16 protein-coding genes and 1 pseudogene are annotated in these 20,193 nt (G+C 41.1%); 5 read left to right on the top strand and 12 right to left on the bottom strand.

Annotated features, from left to right (window positions below):
- From V6C11_RS18615 to V6C11_RS18605, 3 genes and pseudogenes are all read right to left on the bottom strand, one after another.
- Positions 1 to 588: pseudogene (locus V6C11_RS18615) on the bottom strand (collagen-like protein); the annotation flags it as partial.
- A gap of 40 nt (positions 589 to 628) precedes the next feature.
- Positions 629 to 1,741 carry a BclA C-terminal domain-containing protein gene (locus tag V6C11_RS18610; protein WP_333532707.1) on the bottom strand — a complete coding sequence of 371 codons (1,113 nt, stop codon included), beginning with the start codon at positions 1,739 to 1,741 and terminating at the stop codon, positions 629 to 631.
- Positions 1,742 to 1,951: 210 nt separating this feature from the next.
- Positions 1,952 to 3,067 (bottom strand): glycosyltransferase, encoded by a 1,116-nt coding sequence (locus tag V6C11_RS18605; RefSeq protein ID WP_333532706.1) that lies wholly within the window; start codon positions 3,065 to 3,067, stop codon positions 1,952 to 1,954.
- Between the two features lie 189 nt (positions 3,068 to 3,256).
- Between V6C11_RS18605 and V6C11_RS18600 the strand changes: the two genes are divergently transcribed.
- The 3 genes from V6C11_RS18600 to V6C11_RS18590 all read left to right on the top strand — a co-directional run bounded on the left by V6C11_RS18600 (position 3,257) and on the right by V6C11_RS18590 (position 7,362).
- Positions 3,257 to 4,354 carry a tetratricopeptide repeat-containing glycosyltransferase family 2 protein gene (locus tag V6C11_RS18600; RefSeq protein ID WP_333532705.1) on the top strand — a complete coding sequence of 366 codons (1,098 nt, stop codon included), beginning with the start codon at positions 3,257 to 3,259 and terminating at the stop codon, positions 4,352 to 4,354.
- 375 nt (positions 4,355 to 4,729) lie between these two features.
- Positions 4,730 to 6,256: a methyl-accepting chemotaxis protein gene (locus V6C11_RS18595; protein ID WP_333532704.1), complete on the top strand. Its 1,527-nt coding sequence runs from the start codon at positions 4,730 to 4,732 to the stop codon at positions 6,254 to 6,256.
- A gap of 500 nt (positions 6,257 to 6,756) precedes the next feature.
- Complete coding sequence (locus tag V6C11_RS18590; protein ID WP_333532703.1) at positions 6,757 to 7,362, top strand: pentapeptide repeat-containing protein; 606 nt, start codon at positions 6,757 to 6,759, stop codon at positions 7,360 to 7,362.
- A 431-nt stretch (positions 7,363 to 7,793) separates the two neighbouring features.
- Here the strand turns inward: V6C11_RS18590 and V6C11_RS18585 are convergent, their stop codons facing one another.
- Genes V6C11_RS18585 through V6C11_RS18570 form a run of 4 tightly spaced genes read right to left on the bottom strand, consistent with a single transcriptional unit; the run spans position 7,794 to position 11,712 of the window.
- Positions 7,794 to 8,921: a metal ABC transporter permease gene (locus V6C11_RS18585; RefSeq protein ID WP_333532702.1), complete on the bottom strand. Its 1,128-nt coding sequence runs from the start codon at positions 8,919 to 8,921 to the stop codon at positions 7,794 to 7,796.
- The gene (locus V6C11_RS18580) at positions 8,914 to 10,062 is read right to left on the bottom strand and encodes a metal ABC transporter permease (protein ID WP_333532701.1); all 1,149 of its coding nucleotides are present in this window, start codon (positions 10,060 to 10,062) and stop codon (positions 8,914 to 8,916) included. The genes V6C11_RS18585 and V6C11_RS18580 overlap by 8 nt, the downstream gene beginning before the upstream one ends.
- Positions 10,063 to 10,812: a metal ABC transporter ATP-binding protein gene (locus V6C11_RS18575; protein WP_333532700.1), complete on the bottom strand. Its 750-nt coding sequence runs from the start codon at positions 10,810 to 10,812 to the stop codon at positions 10,063 to 10,065.
- 12 nt (positions 10,813 to 10,824) lie between these two features.
- A complete protein-coding gene (locus V6C11_RS18570) occupies positions 10,825 to 11,712 on the bottom strand; it encodes a metal ABC transporter solute-binding protein, Zn/Mn family (protein ID WP_442886100.1) in 888 nt (295 codons plus the stop codon).
- A gap of 582 nt (positions 11,713 to 12,294) precedes the next feature.
- Between V6C11_RS18570 and V6C11_RS18565 the strand changes: the two genes are divergently transcribed.
- On the top strand, positions 12,295 to 14,961 hold the full coding sequence (locus V6C11_RS18565) for a HEAT repeat domain-containing protein (RefSeq protein WP_333532698.1): 2,667 nt from the start codon (positions 12,295 to 12,297) through the stop codon (positions 14,959 to 14,961).
- A gap of 196 nt (positions 14,962 to 15,157) precedes the next feature.
- On the opposite strand, the gene V6C11_RS18560 is transcribed toward V6C11_RS18565, so the two are convergent.
- Genes V6C11_RS18560 through V6C11_RS18545 form a run of 4 tightly spaced genes read right to left on the bottom strand, consistent with a single transcriptional unit; the run spans position 15,158 to position 17,759 of the window.
- The gene (locus V6C11_RS18560; protein ID WP_333532697.1) at positions 15,158 to 15,949 is read right to left on the bottom strand and encodes a class I SAM-dependent methyltransferase; all 792 of its coding nucleotides are present in this window, start codon (positions 15,947 to 15,949) and stop codon (positions 15,158 to 15,160) included.
- A gap of 39 nt (positions 15,950 to 15,988) precedes the next feature.
- Positions 15,989 to 16,636, bottom strand: coding sequence for a hypothetical protein (locus V6C11_RS18555; RefSeq protein WP_333532696.1), 648 nt, complete (start codon positions 16,634 to 16,636; stop codon positions 15,989 to 15,991).
- Complete coding sequence (locus tag V6C11_RS18550; protein WP_333532695.1) at positions 16,633 to 17,205, bottom strand: NAD(P)H-dependent oxidoreductase; 573 nt, start codon at positions 17,203 to 17,205, stop codon at positions 16,633 to 16,635. The genes V6C11_RS18555 and V6C11_RS18550 overlap by 4 nt, the downstream gene beginning before the upstream one ends.
- Entirely contained in the window at positions 17,205 to 17,759 is a 555-nt protein-coding gene (locus tag V6C11_RS18545) for a PadR family transcriptional regulator (protein WP_333532694.1), read from the bottom strand. The genes V6C11_RS18550 and V6C11_RS18545 overlap by 1 nt, the downstream gene beginning before the upstream one ends.
- 48 nt (positions 17,760 to 17,807) lie before the next feature.
- On the opposite strand from V6C11_RS18545, the gene V6C11_RS18540 reads away from it, so the two are divergent.
- Positions 17,808 to 18,266 carry a hypothetical protein gene (locus tag V6C11_RS18540; RefSeq protein WP_333532693.1) on the top strand — a complete coding sequence of 153 codons (459 nt, stop codon included), beginning with the start codon at positions 17,808 to 17,810 and terminating at the stop codon, positions 18,264 to 18,266.
- Positions 18,267 to 18,313: 47 nt separating this feature from the next.
- Here the strand turns inward: V6C11_RS18540 and V6C11_RS18535 are convergent, their stop codons facing one another.
- Positions 18,314 to 20,095, bottom strand: coding sequence for a methyl-accepting chemotaxis protein (locus tag V6C11_RS18535; protein ID WP_333532691.1), 1,782 nt, complete (start codon positions 20,093 to 20,095; stop codon positions 18,314 to 18,316).
- Between the last annotated feature and the right edge of the window lie 98 nt (positions 20,096 to 20,193).

The following is a 20,193-nucleotide window of genomic DNA, read 5'->3' as shown; positions in this document are numbered from 1 at the left end:
GGTCGCCCCGGTGGGTCCGGTGGGTCCAGTGGCACCTGTGTCTCCGGTAGGTCCGGTGGCTCCCGTCGCACCCGTTGCCCCAGCAGCACCATTTCCACCCGTAGGACCTACCGCACCGGCAGCACCCGTCGCGCCTACCAATCCGACAGGACCTATCGCACCCGTAGGGCCGGTTGCCCCGGTCGCTCCGGTGGGTCCGGTGGGCCCAACAGAACCAGTGGCTCCGGTCGCTCCGGTGGCGCCTACGGCGGATCCGGTGGCTCCGGTGGCACCAGTGGCCCCCGTGGGTCCGGGCAATACAGGAGAACTCAATGCCGTGTTAGCTTTTGACTTTAAAAACAACTGGTTATTAGCAATGCTATTAAGCATCTCACGTACACTATCGTTAGCAGCCAAGATGTCGCTGATGGTTGCAAAACCACCCGTTAATCCGGGAAGGGTTCCCAAAAGAAACTGGAGTTTTTCCCCTTCCGCATTGGTAATATGGCTTAGGCCGAGCTCTTCCATCGCAATCGATGAGATAATTAAATTGATTGCCTCATCTCTTGTAAGGGAAGGGCTAACGGCAGGAATATTCGGCAAAGACATAACATCGGCCTCCTTTCAAAATAATACTGCGATGACTACTCTAACTTAATCGGGTAATCATTAACGAAGCTCCTGCCGAACCTCCCAACAGAACGGCTGTAGTCAATAGCCCAAACAGCTGCAGTGTTACGGTTGCTCCAGACGTTAAATCAATCAAAATTTCATTAGAGAAGTTTGATAGACTGATAAGTGGCGCGACAGTTGATGCTGTATTGGGTGAGCCATTTATGATCAGCCTGGAACTTATAGCCAATGTAGCGGTTGTATTCACATAGTAAGACAGCCGATAGCGGCCAGTTGTATTTACAGTGAAAATTGTATCCGTGACATCAACGGTAATATCCGTCGGCAGGATCTGACTGTCAGGCAGCGGTACCGGTGTACCGGCCACTGCTATCGAAATGGATGATCCGCTGGTATTGGCGGCAAAAGCAGTGGTTGCCGTTACGTTGGTCCCCGTTGCACCGGTGGCTCCGGTGGGACCGGTGGCTCCGGTTGCCCCAGTAGCTCCCGCGGCTCCGGTATCTCCGGTAGCTCCAGTATCTCCGGTAGCTCCGGTAGCTCCGGTGGGCCCAAGAGAACCGGTGGCTCCGGTAGCCCCGGCTGGTCCGGCATCACCGGTAGTTCCTACGGCCCCTGTTACACCAGTGGCCCCGGTAGGCCCGGTGGCTCCGGTAGCTCCGGTGGCCCCGGTAGCTCCGGTAGGTCCCGTTGCACCAATGGCACCCGCAGGCCCCACTGCCCCAGCAGTCCCAGCGGGTCCGGTGGCTCCGGTAGCTCCAGTAGCTCCAGTGGCCCCGGTGGGACCCCCGGCAGGTCCGGTGGCCCCGGTGGCTCCGGTAGCTCCGGTAGGCCCCTGCATAGGTGACGAGTTAAGGGCCATCTGCATCTTTGCATTTAATAATAACTGGTTTTGCACAGCACTTTCTAAAGTATTACGAACACTATCATTAACATCCAAAACATCTTGGATTGTTGCCGGAGGGCTGCTGACTCCTGGGATCGTTCCTAAAATATATTGCAGTTTTTCTCCTTCGGCATTGATAATGTGACTCAAGCCGAGTTCCTCCATTGCTATCGAGGTAAGTAGTAAATTAATGGCATCGTCCCTCGTGATAGGCGGGCTTATCGTAGGAAAACTGGGTTGTGACACAATCAATTCCTCCCTTAATTTAGTACAATACAATGTATAAGATTAGGTACCAAATGGTTCCAAATTAAAATATAGAATCATATTTATAAAACACCGTCTTCTTTAACAGCCTGCGTAAATGGAAAAACAACGAAGCAGGATCAGTCCTCGCATTGTTTGTTCGTTCATGTCGGCAAAGATAGGCTTACACCCAGTTATTTAATCATAAAATTATACCTCACTCAGGGTAAGCAATCTTAGCCGCGCTTCTTGATGATCTGGGTATAGGCTGACTGTCTGTGCATAGGCCGTGCTCGCTTCCTTGTATTTACCCAGTTTTTCATAGCATCTCCCCATAAAATACCAGGCCTGGTATCCCCCGCAACCTACCAACATGAGATATCCTTGCGCGTGTGTTTTCCCTAGTTCCAGACAATGTTTAAACACCGGAATCGCTTCTTCAAACATTTCCTTGGCAAAAAAAATCAAACCCTTGTAAAAATGAAGATCAACGTAATCAGGATATAACGCGATGGCCTTTTCAATGCCCGGCCATGCTCCCGCAAAACTTCCCAGCGCCAACAAAATATCATATTTCAGCTTATACAATAAGGAAGGGGGCATCTGTTTTCTCTGAAGGAATCCCAAGATGGAAATATTTACCTGTTCAAAGGCTTCTTTATACCTTTTAGCACGATACCATTCACTTGCAATATGGTAATCAATCCAGGGACTGTACCCCGGCTGCTCCCTTTCCTTTTCAAGCATAGCGAGATTTCTTTTATTTTTTTCCTTCCCCTCCATAACGTGATCCATATAACCATAATGATGGATTGTAATATTGGGCATTATTGCCGTTTGATCAACTTTCTGGATTTCATCCACATTCAAGTGTTCATGGATATTTCCTATGAATTTAAAGCCTTTATGATTTCGAAACAATCTGTAGCTGGCAAACAAATAGGACCTGTTTAAATCTGCCGGTAATCCCCCATAGTAGTTGACCAAAGGGAGTAAAAAAAGGTCCTTTTCCGCAGCATGAAGTGCCTTCCGAAATTCTCTGATATTTTCCACCATTAGTTCCTCATCCGCATCCAGCCATAGTATCCATTTCCCCGACGCTCTCTCAATGCTGAAATTTCGGGCTTCGGCAAAGCTTTCCGTCCAAGCAAAATCATATACCTTGGCAGGATATTGAAGACAGATTTCTTTTGTTCTGTCCGTGGAGCCGGTGTCCACAATAACCACTTCATCCACTACCTGCTGCACACGGTTAAGACACCTCTCCAGCCAGTCTTCTTCATTTCTTACAATCATGCATAGGGATAAAGATAAATTTTCTCGCATACGCCCTCCACCCGTTGCCACACATGACAGCAAACTATTTAAATGTAAAAAAGTCATCCTAAATTATAATGTATGGCTACTTCCTACATGTGTCACAAAAACACCCCTACATTCCCCCCACAGCAAAGCACCTGTTAACGGCAACCCGAATACTAATGAATAAAGTACTAAAAAGTTAGGAGAAAAACGATGATCACCATTAGCCTTTGCATGATTGTTAAAAATGAGGAAGCCGTGCTAAAACGATGCCTGGATTCCGTAGCAGACCTGGTAGATGAAATCATCCTAGTGGATACAGGCTCTACCGATGGTACAAAGTCCATCGCCGCTCAGTATACCAACCAAATATTTGATTTCCATTGGATTGATGATTTCTCTGCTGCCCGAAATGCTGCCTTCAGCAAGGCAACCATGGATTACATCCTTTGGCTGGATGCCGATGATGTTTTAGAAACTGACGATCGGATAAAGTTTGTCACATTAAAAGAAGATCTTGATCCCACCGTGGATTCGGTGAACATGAAGTACCATTTAGCCTTTGATGAAGATGGCAATGTCTCCTTTCGTGCACGGCGCAACCGATTGGTAAAGAGGACCAATAACTTTCAATGGATCGGTGCGGTTCACGAATATCTTGAGGTATGGGGTAATATCATGCAAAGTGATATTGCCATAACGCATAAAAACCTTCATCATGATAGTGATAGAAATCTAAAAATATATGAAAAACGTTTGGCGCAGGGAGAAGAGTTCTCCCCGCGGGATCTCTACTATTTTGCAAATGAGCTGCTGGATCATCAAATGCATGAACGGGCCGCTGCCCTTTATGAAAAATTTCTTTCGGAAGGCAAAGGATGGATTGAAGACAATATTTCAAGCTGCGGAAAACTGGCTGACTGCTATCATGCTTTAGGCAATCATGACCAGAAACTGCAAGCAATTTTACGTTCCTTTCATTATGACAGTGCCAGGGCTGAATTTTGCTGCCGTTTGGGCTATCATTTCATGGAACTTGGCAATTTTAACCCGGCAATTTTTTGGTATAAGCTTGCCGCCAGGGTGGGACGGGAGGAAAACCACCAAGGATTTTTTAATCCTGCATTTTCCACCTGGCTGCCACACCTGCAGTTATGTGTGTGCTATGATCGTTTGGGCATGCACAAGCTGGCCTATCTACACAATGAGGTAGCCCGTCAATACCGTCCAACGGATAGCAAAATATTACAAAATCAAAAATATCTTGAAGCCCTGCTGCAAGAGAAAAATGACCGAGTCAACAAAAGCTAAACCCATCCGCCGATGGGTTTAATTTTTGCATTCAATCAATTTTGCAAGTGCGGCATTTTGCCAAAAAACTTCGTTGTTAATGGTGAGACATTTTCACCATGTTTAGGCTAGGCTGATCCTGCGCCGGGAGGTTAAGCCCTTACAACTGAATGGTAACTTATAGAATCTTACTACTTACAAATTCCCCATTTAACTTACTGTTTTATGACTTTTCCATAAAATTATCGTAAACCACATTGATTTATTTTTATGCAAATGACATACTGAAAAACATATTGTGAAATTTCACTCAATTAAACACAGAGGAGGATTTTAAGCATGGCCAAGGGCGCAATGAAACAGTCAACCTTGACACTCCTATTTGGGGGTATATCTTTGATTTTATGCATACTTCTGATTATAAGTGCCATATTGACAGAGACTACTTTTAAACAAGTACAGTTAGCGGAGGTTCGAAAAGCGGAATTAAAACAACTCGGTTTTGACGTATCCAATGCTTCCGATTATTTAACCAATGAAGCACAGAGGTATGTTGTTTTTGGAGAAAAAGAACATTATAACAACTATTGGCGAGAAGTAACTGAAACGAAAACCAGGGATAACGTAGTTGAAAGACTAAAAGAATTAAATACCCCTAAAGAAGAATTAGACCTTATTGAAAAAGCTAAACAAAATTCAGATGCACTGGTTCAAATTGAAGATGCTGCTATGAAGGCAGTTGAAGCAGCAGATTTTAAAACAGCCCAAGAGCTTATGTTTGGTAAAGAATACGATCAAAAGAAAACTCTTATTACGAAACCGATAGCGGAATTTCAAGAAAAAATGAATACGCGAGCGGAAAATGAATTAGCTGAGGCAGAAAAGCAATTAGCCTTTTATATTATGCTAATGATAACATTGGTGATCATTACGGCTGTTACCATATCAATTTACCTATATATTTCATCCAGAAAAATTATCCGGCCATTAATATCACTGAAAGATACCATGTTAGCAATGGCTGGAGGCGACTTAACCACTTCCGTACTTGTTAAACACGATACATCGGAAATTGGACAGTTGGCTGAAGCAATTGACGGAACAAGGGAAAACCTAAAACAAATTATAGAAGATATTAAGAATGCTGCTGGTTATTTAAATAGTTCTGCCGGGCAACTGAATAATCAGGCTCAGCAAACAACGGCAGGTGCTAATGCAACCTCCGCTACGATGATTGAAATCGCTACCACGGTAGATGAAGTTACCACTAACATGATCACGATAGGAGAAGTGGCGGAAAAGAGTGCCAGTAATGCGATTGAAGGTAACAATGGTATTACGAAATCGATCGAACAAATGCAAAACATTAATCAGGCCTCCTATGAAGTAAGCTTGGCCTTTAATCAAGTCAATAATAAATCCCAAGAGATTTATCAAATGGTTGATTTAATCACTAACATTGCCGAACAAACCAATCTATTAGCGTTAAATGCTGCCATCGAATCCGCCAGAGCAGGGGAGCATGGCAAAGGTTTTGCGGTAGTTGCAGAGGAAGTTAGAAAACTTGCTGAACAATCCAGCAATGCCACCAAAGATATCGCCACCCTTGTCAAGGCCATACAATCGTATACTCAAAAAGCTGTCGATAGCATGGCAATAGCCAAACAAGAGGTTGAGAGCGGCTCAACCCTGATTCAACAGTCTGGAAATTATTTTTGTGTTATTGTTGAAGGTACTCAAAACTTGTCTTCCCAGGTAAATGATTTAGTATCTGCTGCTAATCAGATGTCCTCCGGTGTGCAAAATGTAGCGGCTTCTACCGAAGAACAAACAGCAGCAATGGAAGAAGTTACCGCTTCCGTGGAAACTCTAGCAAAACTTGCCGGTGATTTAAATACCATCGTCAGCCGTTTTAAAGTTTAAGTTTCCTTTTTCCAAGGTTAATAATAAAAAGACCTGAATATTATTAAACACGAATCACCACTGGCAATTTGACCAGTGGTGATATTTACATTATGCTTCACTTACGTAAAGCATTGGCATGTTAAATTTCAATGTTGATATTTGCAGAAAACGAACAGGCATTCTATAATGGGGTATAACATTAACGGCTTAGACAGGTGTTTACACGCTAAGAAGGATATGCTAGTTAAATCCTGCATTCATAATGCGACGGTCACTAACCGGTTACTTAGAATCCAAGGGGCTAGTCCCTTTTCTTAAATGCAGGTCACAGTCTAATGAATTAGGGTGCGGCCTTACTCGGTAGCTTCGGAAAATTTCGGAATTTAGGCTATTCGGATTACTGCGTGGAAACCAGAAAAATAGTTTCCAGGCAGGACATGTTGTACAATTTGAATGCAACGCACATTAACTCAATCCAAAAAAGGCCATGTTAAAATAGTAACTGGGAGGAAGGTAAGATGTATCAACAGATTGATCAGAAATACGCAGAAAAAGACTTTAGTAATGCAGAATTAAGAGAAGGAGAATTGCACAACTGTATATTTACCCGGTGTAGCTTTAGAGGAGCACAACTGGAAGAAGTTTTAACTACACATTGCCAATTTGTAGATTGTGATTTTACTGAGGCCTCTTTACAAACTTCTTCGCACAAAGATTCTGCTTTTACAAATTGTCTTTTTGGTAGGGCAAATCTCTTTGTAGCCACGTTTGAGGATTGTAAAATGATCGGTTCCGATTTTACAAGTGCACAATTAGGTGGAATAACCATAAAAGGTGGGGATTGGTCCTATACCAACCTACGCCATACTCATTTAAAAAAACAACACCTGCGCAATATTCGATTTGCGGAAGCAGATTTATCCGAATGTAATTTAGAAAAAGTAGATTTACGGGATGCTGACCTTACCCGTGTTAATCTTAGAAAAGCACGACTTCATGGTGCTGACTTACGAGGAGCAAAACTCGATGGGATCGATTTTAAATCTTTTGATATTAAAGGGGTACGCTTGGACTTTGCTCAAGCTATCGCTTTTGCAAGTTCTTACGGTGCCAGGGTGGGTTAAATAACTTCCCCATTGTGCTAAACATATGCTTTCAAAATACCCAGAATTTATTCGGAAAAGCATGCCAATTTCACAAAAGAAGAGTTAGTCCTAAAACATCCTAAAATATCAACAACAAGATATAACATAGCCAAAACATCAAAAACACTCCCCAAGTCAAATCGGCAAGGGGGGTGTAAAGATCCTTTATATGGGAGCGACACTAAACGATAAGGAGCTCCTAATTCGTTTACAGCTACTTATAGCTTTCGCACTACCGGGACACACCCGGTTTTTTTATTTCCAATTCTTAATCGTGAATATGCCTTTAACCGAGATAAGGCGACGGCTTTTCCACATTTGTTGTCGTTTTTTCTGCCTATTATATATTTTTTATCCTTGCCACCGGCAATAATTTCCTTGCCGCCATTCTGTGCAGGTGGTAACATTGTTTATGTCCTTTCTACCCAATCATAATAATAGGTTCCGGCAATTTTCCTCCCTTCTCTTGTTGCTTTAATGATTCCCTTTTCATTGATCGTGATATATTTATTCTCTTTAGCTATACTTAATATCTCATTTAGAAATTTACGATCCCATTGGAGATGATTGTGAATTGTCTCTATAGAAGATTCGTTCTTTTCCATATCTGTATTTTCATGACGCATGATATGCATCAGAAAAGATATATTGGCAAATTCATATTTCTGTTTCTTCCTTCTTTTGATAATCGATAACAGTCCTCTATCAGGGGTCAGGATAAATACGATAAGAAAGATCATTCCAACCATCACTGCCATAGACCCTGCAATAGAGACATCAAATAATGCAGCTAACCAATACCCTGATATGGCGCTGAGTATTCCTATAGCAATACTTAAAAATATCATTCTTTTTAAGTCATCTGTTATTAGATAAGCTGAAGCAGGAGGTCCTACCATAAAGGCTATAACCAATACTGAACCTACCGAATCAAATGCACCCACTGCTGTTATGGATACTAAAGACATCAACGAATAGTGTATGAAGATTGGAGAAAAACCTAGCACCGCAGCCAACTTCTTATCAAATGTGGTTAGTTTCAATTCTTTGTAAAACAGCAATAAATAGACTACATTCAATACTAAAATACTTCCCATCACATATAATGCTTTAGGACCTATATCTGTACCCCCAACTACGAGTCTATTAAACGGAGCAAATGCAATTTCACCTAATAGTACCGCATCGGTATCTAAATGCACATCCCCTGCATACATACTTATCAGAATTACCCCTATACTGAAAAGAAAAGGAAATATCAACCCAATAGATGAATCTTCACTAATCAACTGTGTATTATTAATAACTTCGATTAGATAAACCGTTAGCGTACCCATCAAGGCTGCTCCCACAATTAATAATGGTGAAGTCAAGTCATGTGTTGCAAAAAACGCTAGCACAATCCCTAACAAAATGGTATGGCTGATTGCATCCGACATCATCGACATTCTTCTTAATATTAAAAATACGCCGGGAATAACACAAGCCACTGACACAATAATCGCAATTAATTGTATCTCTATTTGAGGACTAGTCATGGTAACTCTCACCACCATTTACATAATCCAATGCTCTGATTTTATCTATCCCTTTTTTACTGATTGCCCATAAATTTTTTCCGTGTTTGTTCACCAATCCTGATATTTTTAATTTGTCTAGCTCCTTTCGTAAGTTCTTTTTAGAATATTTAAGTCCTCCCTTTTCAAGCATAAGTGTATTTAGATCATGGGCATTAAAAATTTTTTTATGCTTTACCCCTAGGTTGTATAAAATACTGAGTACAATGGTGCTATTGATTTCTTTTTTATTTTTGTTATCTCTGACTTTTTTCCAAATTAACCCCCTATTTGGTGCGAATAATAGGGATACAAATGCAATAAGGGTAATCACCACTACGATCATGGGTCCAGTTGGCATATTATTTATAGATGAACTGATGAGTGTGCCGCAAATCCCTGCTGTAGCTCCAAAAATGGAGGATAGAATAACCATGACGGATAATCTATCCGTCCATTGTCTTGCTGCCACTGCCGGGGCAATTAACATTGAACTCATCAATACTACCCCTACAGTTTGTAAGCCTACAATAATTGATATCACGATTAGGGTAGTTAATATCAAATCTAGTTTCTTAGTAGAAAATCCTATTGTGTCGGCGAAAACACGATCAAAGCTGAGTAGCTTAAATTCCTTCCAAAGAAATATCATCGGCAATAATGTCAAGAGTGCTACAATGCCCATAAGCATAACATCTCTTTGCAATAAGGTAGAAGCCTGACCAAACAGGAATTTTTCCAATCCGGCTTGGTTAGAATTAGGTATTTTTTGAATATAGGTTAAAATAACCAAGCCCAATCCAAAAAACACAGCTAAAATCATAGCTAAGGCATTGTCATATTTTATCCTACTTAACCGATTTATATTGAGTATGACAAATGTAGCTATCCATCCCGCAATAAATGCCCCCAGCAATAACCATTCGGTATCCTTAGAACCTATAAGTAGAAAAGACAGTCCGATGCCAGGTAGTGCAGCATGGGATACGGCATCGCCAATAAGGCTTTGTTTCCTTATTACTGCATAGCACCCGATGGCTCCACTGGTAATTCCTAGTAAACTTGAACCGAATGCCACAATCCTTAACGTATAATCCGAGAACAAATTGAATAATAGTTCCATTTAGATTACTTTCCTATTATTCTTGTAAAAACTATCAATGGCACTTCGGTAAGTTTTTTTAAGATTTTCTTCTGTAAATACTTTATAGATTGGACCATAGTCGATAAGGATTGTATTTAGGAACGTCACCCAATCAAAATACTCCATTACTGTCTGTAAATCGTGATGTACCACTACAACCGTCTTCCCCATATTTTTTAGTTCTTCTAGCAGTTTCACGATTGCTTTTTCCGTCTTCGCATCTACTCCCTGAAAAGGTTCATCCATAAAATATAGATCCACATCCTGTACTAATGCTCTCGCTAAAAACACTCTTTGTTGTTGTCCTCCTGAGAGTTGACTAATTTGTCTATTGCTATAGGAAAGCATAGCTACTTTATCAAGGGCTTCAATGGCTTTTTCTTTCTCCTCTTTTCTCGGACGTTTAAACCAACCTAGCTTTCCATAGGTTCCCATCGTAACAACATCTAATACATTTGTGGGAAAATCCCAATCTACACTGCCCCTCTGAGGAACATAGGCAATTCTCTTCCTATTAACCTGGTAAGACTCTCCCCAAAAGAAAGTCCTACCAGTAAGAGGTTTAACTAGGTTTAGCATGGCTTTTAGTAAGGTGGACTTTCCTGCCCCATTAGGCCCAACAACCGCCATCAAAACCCCTAAGGGTATTTTTAAGTCTATATCCCATAGTACAGGCTTTTTATGATATGCAACCGTTAAGTCATTCACTTTTACCGCTATATTATCCATGATTATCCTCCCCTATTTAATTAATGCATCAACAATTATGTCGATATTATGCTTTACTGTACCTATATAGGTTCCTTCTTCACTACCTGGGTCACCCAGGGAGTCAGAAAATAGCTCTCCACCTATTTCTACCTTAAAACCTCTAGCAACAACTGCATTCTGCAAAGCTTCAATATTTTTAGGAGGTACGGAGGATTCTACAAAGATAGCTGGTATCTTATTTTCAGTAATATAATCTGCTAATTTTTTTACATCTGCTGTTCCAGCTTCCGTTGCTGTACTTAAACCTTGAAGTCCCATAACTTCGAATCCATATTTATCACCAAAATAACCAAAAGCATCATGGGCTGTGATCAATACTCTTTTCTCTCCTGGTACTTCTTCAACTCTTTTTTCTACATATGCATGAAGGCTTCCTAATTCCTTGATATAATTATCAGCATTTGCTTTATATGTCTCTTTATTATCTTGATCATAATTACTTAATGTTTTTTCAATTTCCTTTACTACTTCTATCCAAAGCTCTACATTAAACCATACATGGGGATCATGATTACCACCTCCACTGTCCCCAGTAATTAGCTTATCCTCGGAAATGGTCTCTGCTGCTCCTAAGGCAGCTTTATTTTGTTTTGTCATACTTTCAAATATATCGCCCATTTTCCCCTCTAAATGGAGTCCGTTATATATAATCATATCTGCCCGTTGCATTTTGGCTACATCCCCTGCACTAGCTTTATAAAGATGCGGATCTATTCCAGGTCCCATTAAGCATTCAACGTTCACGTTATCTCCACCTATAACCTTAACAGCATCTGCCAACATCGTTGTAGTAGCAACGATATTTAGTTTCCCGTCATCCCTTTGACCCCCCTGATTTCCACAGCCTACAAGGGCCATACTTACTAGGGCAAGTATACAAATCCATCCAATTAACTTTTTCAATGTATTATCTCCCTTCTCATAATTTGATTGATAATGACACTTATTATGATGTATCCTATGTGTTCCAGTACCTTCATTGACTATTAAGTAATATTCTTAGCCTCGACTAACTTTTACCGTGCATTATATTGCTTCCTTAGATCCCCACGATTGTGCTTTTCATTTGTTATACCTCCTTTAAATCTAAAAACTTAGTCTCGGCTAACTTTTGCCTAAATTTTTTCCTGGACTTTCAAGTACTACCTGTAGACTGAGTTAACTTCAGGTAAGATAGTTGCATTAAACTAACTTTTTTCTCCCACTAATACTAATTATGAAATGCTTTAAAATTTGGTTACTGTTTTTTCTGCAAAGAATCTCATATTTCTAAAACTTCTATGGTTAAACAATTATTCTGTTAATGTCAAAATGTTCTCCGCATCTTGCCCTTGATTTAGTTCAAAATGTAAAATTCTTGACAAATTTAGGCTCTATGTTACTCTCAAATTATTACTTAGCTATTATTAATGATATGTATAGAAATGGCAGGGAAACGCGATGGAAACATTAATTAAAAACCTGAAGGATGTGTACTGGAGAACCCGTGCAAAGGCCGCTAAAGAACTGGGTGAAGTTGGTGATGCCGCCGCTGTCTTTCCGCTTATTGATGCACTATTGGACGAAGAACGGGTGGTAAAAAATAATGCGGTTGAGGCATTAGGAAAAATGGGGCAAAGTGCTGTGCTACCCTTGATAAACGTTCTATCAAACCAGGACAACTACCCAATCAGCGATGAAGTGTCAAAAGCCTTGGTTAAGATTGGAACCCAGACAGTGAAACCCCTTGTTCGCTTGCTAGAAACTTGTCTTGAAGATGGTAATGATATTATTTTTACAAGGGTTGCAAACACCTTGGGGGAAATCGGCGATCCAGAAGCTGTATTACCCCTCATAAATTCATTAAATGAGGGGAATACAGCTATCCGATTAGATGCTATCAGAGCATTAGGTAAAATTGGAGACAAAAGAGCAGTAAAACCCATTCTTAACGATGTAAAAAAACACGGAAGTTCTTTAGAGGCCATCATTGCTTTGGGTGAACTAGGAGACTCAACCGCATTACCTACTTTGCTAAATATGCTAAGAGGTAAAGAACGTTGGGCTGCTGCCAAATCACTTGGGATGATGGGGGAAGTTGCAGTAGAACCCCTTGCGGCGTTACTAAATGATAAAAGCATGAATGAACAAGGATTCGTAGCAATGGCATTGGGATCAACGGGATCTGCAAAAGCAGTTAAACCCTTGTTATGTGCATTAATGGATCCGGATCGGATCGTTAGTTGGCGGGCCGCAATGGCTTTGGTTGAAATTGGAGAGTTGGCAGTTGAGCCGTTGATAAAAATGCTTAAAGAAGAAAATAATTATGTGCGAATGCTGATAGTCGATACATTCGGTCGAATTGGAGATAAGCGGGCTTTAAACTACCTTGAAAAATTAAAGGAAGATGAACATTCTGAAGATATACGGCAAATTTTAAATGAAGCACTTCTAAGATTTCGTCCAAAGGCTGCCTGTACTTTTAAAAATCCAAACATAAATTTAGAAAAGGATATCTTTGTGCTGCAAGTTGGAATTAGGGCTAGAGCCTTTAAGGCTACGTTAGCAGAAGACATACTTTATTTAAGTTGTAAAGACAAAATAAATCTGTTAAGGGGGGATCTAAAGCCACCTCCACCTGTTCCCTACCGATATATAGGAGGTAAAACTGTTCCCGATGATTTTATTTGGACAAGTGACGGCTTTCTTGTTTCAGATCGCATCGTAGAATTGTTTACAATTAATAAATTCACAGGCTGGAAGACCTATGCAATTAATTTATCTGATAAAAGTGGTCATTTAATTAAGGGATATCATGGTTTTGCGGTTACCTCTAAGGTTCGTTCAATTGATTATTCTCGCTCTAAAATTGTTGCTAAACCAAATTCATTGTTCGCAAAACCAGATATCGTCAAAAAGGGTATCTTTTTTAATGAAAACAACTGGGATGGTAGTGATATTTTCTTTGCAGGATATATTTTAGTAACCAGCCGAGTGGTGGCGGCCTTAGGAACGGCTCGTCCCAAAGTGAACAACTGGGAGGCCATTCGGGCTTCCGAATACGAAAGATCAATCATATTAGATACCGTTGAACCAGGGTTTTTAACGGAAGAGGATCGGGAAGAAATAAATAAACTAAGAAGAGCCTTTATGAAAGAACAATCGCAGAATTTGAGAAGATCCCTAGAGTTAAAGGGCCAGGTGAAAATAACCAATGATCCGGGATTGCTGCATTTAGTTAAGGCAACCGTACGAAATCAATGCATGTTTAAAACCGTAAGTAATCATGACATTTGTCAGGAATTTTTGAAGTGCCTGGCTGAAAATGGTGAAAAAGTAATTCGGCAGATTGGCGATGCTTTAAAAAGTGAGGATTGTGAAATAAGATTAGGTGCAACCTGGGTTCTAGGGGAATTAAAAGTAAAAGATGGCCTAGCGCCGCTTCTGGAAGCCATAAAAGATAAGGATGATCGGGTACGTAGAGAAGTCGTGATAGCCCTTGGTAAAATCAAAGTTCCTGGTACAGCCATGCAACTGATTGAGTTGCTGAATAAAGAAGATAACACAACTGTACGTTGTGGCATCGTTGAAGCTCTTGGTAAAATCGGTGACCCGATAGCTATTCAGCCGCTAATATCTTTGCTGAATAAAGAAGAGGATGTACTGGTAATGTGTGATATTGCATCTGCCTTGGGAAATATAGGTAACCATTGTGCTACATTACCACTTATTGAATTATTTAAGTATGAAGACAGCAACCTTGCTGAACGTGTAAAAATAGCTCTAATAAATATAGGAAAGGCAACCGTAATTCCTTTAATACGGTCTCTCGCCCATGCTCAACCCTTGGTTCGCGGAAGAGTGGCATCGACTTTAGGACAGATGTGTGAAAAGAAAGCGGTTTTACCAATGATTGATCGGCTGGCAAGTGAAAAAGACCCGGAGGTACTTGCATTTGTTGTGGAAGCGCTCGGGCAATTGGGTGACAAGCGAGCTGTCGAGTCCATCCTCAATCTTTATAATTCAACCGAAATTGAATATTTACAAAAGATATCTCAAATTGCAATACAGAATATTCTTAAGAATAATTTAAGAGGAAGCTTTTGCCAAAGCCAAAAAGGAAGATAAGCCTTATCTTCCTCTCCATCGCTATTCAACCTGCCATTGGTGGCAATCGGATTACTAAAACCAAAAAAAGCAAGGCTTAGGACCTTGCTAATTCTCAATTGGAACTGTTAGTATTCAATCCAATTACTTTATTTTTAATCTATATGTATTATGCTTAATACCGTACAGTAAGGCAGAAAAGAATACAGCAAATAAATTAGTATTTTTGAGCGAGTAAAATAAAAGACAATGGATAGCCTTTGCTATCATATGCATTTGTCAGCCCTACATCGTAATTATATTCATTCAGTTTTTTAATTGCAATTCCGGCAGTAACTACCGAATTAATGATATCGGATAAAGTATGTGAAAAACTTGTAAATGTTTTTGATTCATATTGTGGCGTCATATAGCCCATACCATTGTTCTCAATCCAAGGGTCTTTTCGAAAATATGAATAAGTAATTTTGTTCAAATTGACCTCGTCAAATCCATCTTCTCCCGGTAACGGAAGCATATTCATAAATGGATGAAAGTCATGAATAAGTAGTAGTCCATTTGGCTTTAAGCATTTTGATACTTTTTCAAATAACAAGGCTAAATCTTTAAACCAAGTAATCGCCCCAATTGTAAAGAAAATGAAATCAAAATGATTTTGATAGCTTTCATCAATATCTAGGATATTCGTTGCAACAAAATCACAGTTCGTTATTTTTGCTTTTCTTGCCGTTTCCGTCGCTTGCGTAATAATATTTTCAGCAATATCAAAACCAACTCCATAACTTGGATTTAACTGCATCATCGATAACAATTCACGACCGTTATTACAGCAGAATTGAGCAATCGTTTTCCCCTTAAAATCAATTTTTTCAAGTTCATTTAAAACATCGGCATTTAAAAATGGAAGTTTTTCATTCAATAGGGTTTTATAATTATCATCACCCCAATTATTTTTTCTACGCTCAAATGCTTCTTCCCAGGCTGCCTTATTCGTTATTATATATCTCACTCTTATTCCTCCATAAATCATACTTTTATCAAGCGATTATTAACTGTGTGGCCTCGCGTGAAGTTTGCGCCCGACGCCGTTTTGCTTTGCCATTTGACGCCAGCCAATATTTCCACCTATTTTGTACAGAAAACGAGGAATTTTAGGCATGACAAACACATCCTCACGCTCTTCCGCGCTGTTGTTGCGGATCACTTCGCCCAGCGTGCACAATGCGGCATAAATGTTTGCCCCAGGCCCTTTTGCCATGTTTTTGCTTGTTGACTGCACAAAACCGCCACCGCCGATTCCGATGCCATATCCCCAGGTAAGCCCGGCGCGAAGCGCAAAATGGCGTAGCATGTGCAAAGCGGGTCTCGTATGCTCCGCCTCATAAAAGCCACAGTTGCAGATTGCATAAACCACGGGCAGCGACAAGTTCGCCGCCTTGGCCGTTTCCTCCATGATCGTGAGCAGCTTTATGAGTGGCGCCGGCAACGAATCGACGTACAGAGGGAACACGATGAGCAGTGCATCGGCAGTGAAGATTTCGGCTATTGACTCAGAGATTTTCTCCTGCCGAATAAGCTGCGTTGCCTGATAGGCGTCAATTTTTAAGTTCAGAATTCCTTCCATCTTCTCTATCAGCATGCCGGAAACACTTTTTGTTGTTTTCGGGCTTGCGTTTAATGCAGCAACGCGGTTCATGTGCGCACCCCCTCTGATAAAATCTGCCCTAAAACCTGCAGCGCATCCGAGCATTCATCGGCATTTGGCATTGTGATGCAGAAATGTTTCGGCGGCCGCATGTTCAGGGCATTTCGATCGGTCAGCTCCCGGAATAGTTCGCGCTCATCCCTCGTACTGTCGCCATATCCAATGGTGATCCAGTATGGGAAGCTCTCGTATCGCATCTTGTGGTGCATCTCGCCATGATATATTTCAAAAAACGGTGATATGTTGGGAATGCACCGATCAAGGGCAGCCTTTACGTCGGGGCTGAAGCCGCCGTAGGTCAATTTGGAAAGTATCACTACAGCATCAGCCCGCATCAGTTCGCGAGACACATCGTTTGCACAGTCGTTCGTGATGACGCAAAGACCCGGGGTTTTGACCCAGCAGCCAAAGCAACCGAGACACGGTTTGATTTCATCGCTGTTCAATACAACTGTCTGCACGATGCTACCCGTCTCTTTGGCCGTTTTTTCCACTTGCTCGCGCAGTTCAAAGCCTGCGGTGCCGGTACTGTCGCGGTCGCAAAGGATAAGAACATTCATTATGCCATCTCCTTTTCTATTTGCACAATGCAGTGCTCGGCCCAATCGGCCATCGCCTGCGTCTGCGCGATGCCGCAATCCAGCGTCATCAGCCAATACTTACTTTTTTCCTGCCCGTCCGGTATGATGGCTGCATAATTTTCTATATTCTGGCGGATGCCGGCGTAATTGGTTTCGAGCATACGCAAACACTGCTCACGGTATTTTTTGAGCATGGCGAGGGTGGCTTCCGGATCGTTCGCTCCGAAGAATACGCGTACGAGCATGGGGTGATGTGGGTTTTCTATTTCCGGCTTTGCCTCGCACAGCCATTCTGAAAGCGCGGCCCTGCCGGCATCGGTTATGGAATAAAGACGTTTGTTTGGCCGGCCATTCTGTATGATGCTGCGTGAAGCAACCAAGCCTGCTTCCTCCATGCGGTTGAGCTCCCGATAAATCTGGCTACTCTGCGCGTGCCAAAAATTATTGAGCGAGTCCGCAAATATCTTGGTCAGGTCGTAGCCCGTGCTATCCCTATAATTAAGCAATCCTAATATGCCAAACGCTAAAGACAACATAATCACCTCGTATCATATTATACGTGTATAATATGATACGAGGTGATGTTTGTCAAGCAAAACAACAATCATCTAGCAACTCCGGCAGCTTCAAATGCTGATGCACCGCGCGTCCTTTCACAGGTTTATGGGCAGCACACACAAGAATTCGGTTTGACCATCGCTTTCAGCATCCTGGTGTTTTTATTTATGTCCTTCAAGGCGACGGATTTAGCAAGCATCGTTCGGAAAAGTCCGAATTTGCAAAGCATTTATGCCACGGTGAAACCGGACAACGTTTCAATCATTATAAGCCTTGCTGCGAAAGAGGATCGAGAAGCAAGCGTCGAGCAGATCGCGGCAGGAATGAGAAACGAGATGGAAAAATCTCGGGGCTTGGTTTGTCAATCATTAACTACGGGAAGCGCAAACACGTATCTAGAATTGCGGCCAATTTCCGTTAGCCATAGGTGCACCAATAATATGAAATTTTTAGGTGCAAAGAACCTCATTAACAGAAAGTAAAAATCATAATCAGAATATCCTGTCGCGGATTTTGGAAAGTCCACTGATTATAATTTAAATGCTTGAACAGAAACCTTTAAGTCTTCTGCCATTAGAGAAAGCTTATGGACCATAGCCTGCATATCCTCAATTACAGCTAATTGTTCTTGCGACATGGAAGCTACATTTTGAACACTTCCAGCCATTTCCTGGGTTGCATCGTTCGTTTGTTGGAATTGTTCATTTAGGGTAACAATAACATTAAAAATATTATCCAACAGCACCCCTGTTTCACCGATTGATAAGTCGCCTATCTTCACCTTAGATACATTTTCTCCCACCAATACACTTGCAGCGTTTGTACTTTGTTGGATATCATGTACTAATTGAGTTATATTCTGTGAAGCTAAGGTGGTTTCATCGGATAGCTTTCTAACCTCCTCAGCCACCACTGCAAAGCCACGCCCATGCTCTCCGGCCCTGGCAGCTTCGATGGCTGCGTTTAGTGCTAGTAAGTTGGTTTGGTCTGCTATTTTAGTAATGATGTCAATAATTCTTCCAATTTCCTGTCCCTTTTGGTTAATATTATTTACTGCCTCCGATATTTTATTCGTTGATTGGGTAATATTATTCATGGCATGAACAACCTCTTTGATCTTTTCTTTGCCACCCTTTGTGTAATTCGTCATTTCCATTGCAGAAGCCGTCACTTCTTGCGAGGATGCCGAGATTTGCTCTACCGTTGCTGCTATTTGAGTAATCTCTTCTGTCCGCTTATGAACAGATCTTTGGATATTTAAACCATAGTTATCCAGGGATTTGCTGGTTCCGTCTAAAGTATTGGCAGAATCCCTAATTTTCTCGATCATTTGTTTTAGGTTAGCAATCATTAAGTTAATCGCGTCGGTCAAACTTCCCATTTCATCATTACTGAGCTTCGCTATGCTATTTCGCATATCGCCATCGGCTACTAATTTAGCACCCTTCTCTAAGAAATCAATTTGTTTTATCTGTTTTTTAATTAGCCACATTGTCAATAATGAGATCAGTATGCCAATAATAATGGAAATAAGGACGATCTTATTAACTGTTGAATAAACCTGTCCGTAAGCCTCTGCAACAGTTTGTTGGGTAATAATGATCCATCCTGTGGATTTCATCTTAGAATAATAGATAGACATATTATTACCATCGCTATTCACAAACTCAGTAATTCCTTCTTTTCCGGCCATTGCATCGATCACGAAGGGCCTTTTAGATAAATCCATGTTTAGTTTTTTAATGTCAGGGTGAACAATGATCTTACCATTAAATACCACATAAAAATACCCAGTATTCCCAAACTTATGTTTTTTAGCAAATTCCCCCAGTTTGTTGAGGGTTAAGTCAACCCCTAAAACACCAAGAATTTGGCCATCTTTATTTTTTACAGGCATTGATATTGTGATGCAGGGTTCTTTGGTCACAATATCGGAATAAACATCAGACACAACCATTTCACCCTTTTCGATTGCGTCTTTGTACCAATCCCTTGTTCGTGGATCATAGTCGGGGTCTACATCTTCCGCAGGGTCAATCATTTTTCCATCAATGGTACCCATATATGTATAAAGGAATCCGTTTTCCTTTCTGGTTTGTTCAAAAATACGCATCATTTCCGGAAAGTCTAGGGCTTGCACTTGTTCTGAAGACCCTAAAACAGATACGTTCGCCTTGGCGTTATCCAAAAATGTACTTATATTTTCATCGATTAAGCTATTGGCAAGGGCAGAGCTTTGAATTTTATCTTCTTTTATGCCTTTTTCAAAAGAGGATATCGATATATAAACGCTACAATAAAAGTGAGCCAAAATTGAAGGAAACGCCAGAAAAAAATTGAGCCACTTTCAAGCAAAAACCTGTATTATCAGAAAGTTACATCTGTTGATACAGGAGGTAAAAAGGAGTG

Source organism: Desulfotomaculum sp. 1211_IL3151, from assembly GCF_036763075.1.
In the GTDB taxonomy this organism is placed as follows: domain Bacteria; phylum Bacillota; class Desulfotomaculia; order Desulfotomaculales; family Desulfotomaculaceae; genus Desulfotomaculum.
Note: the sequence above shows the minus strand (reverse complement) of the source record. Positions and strands in the feature narration are given on the sequence as shown.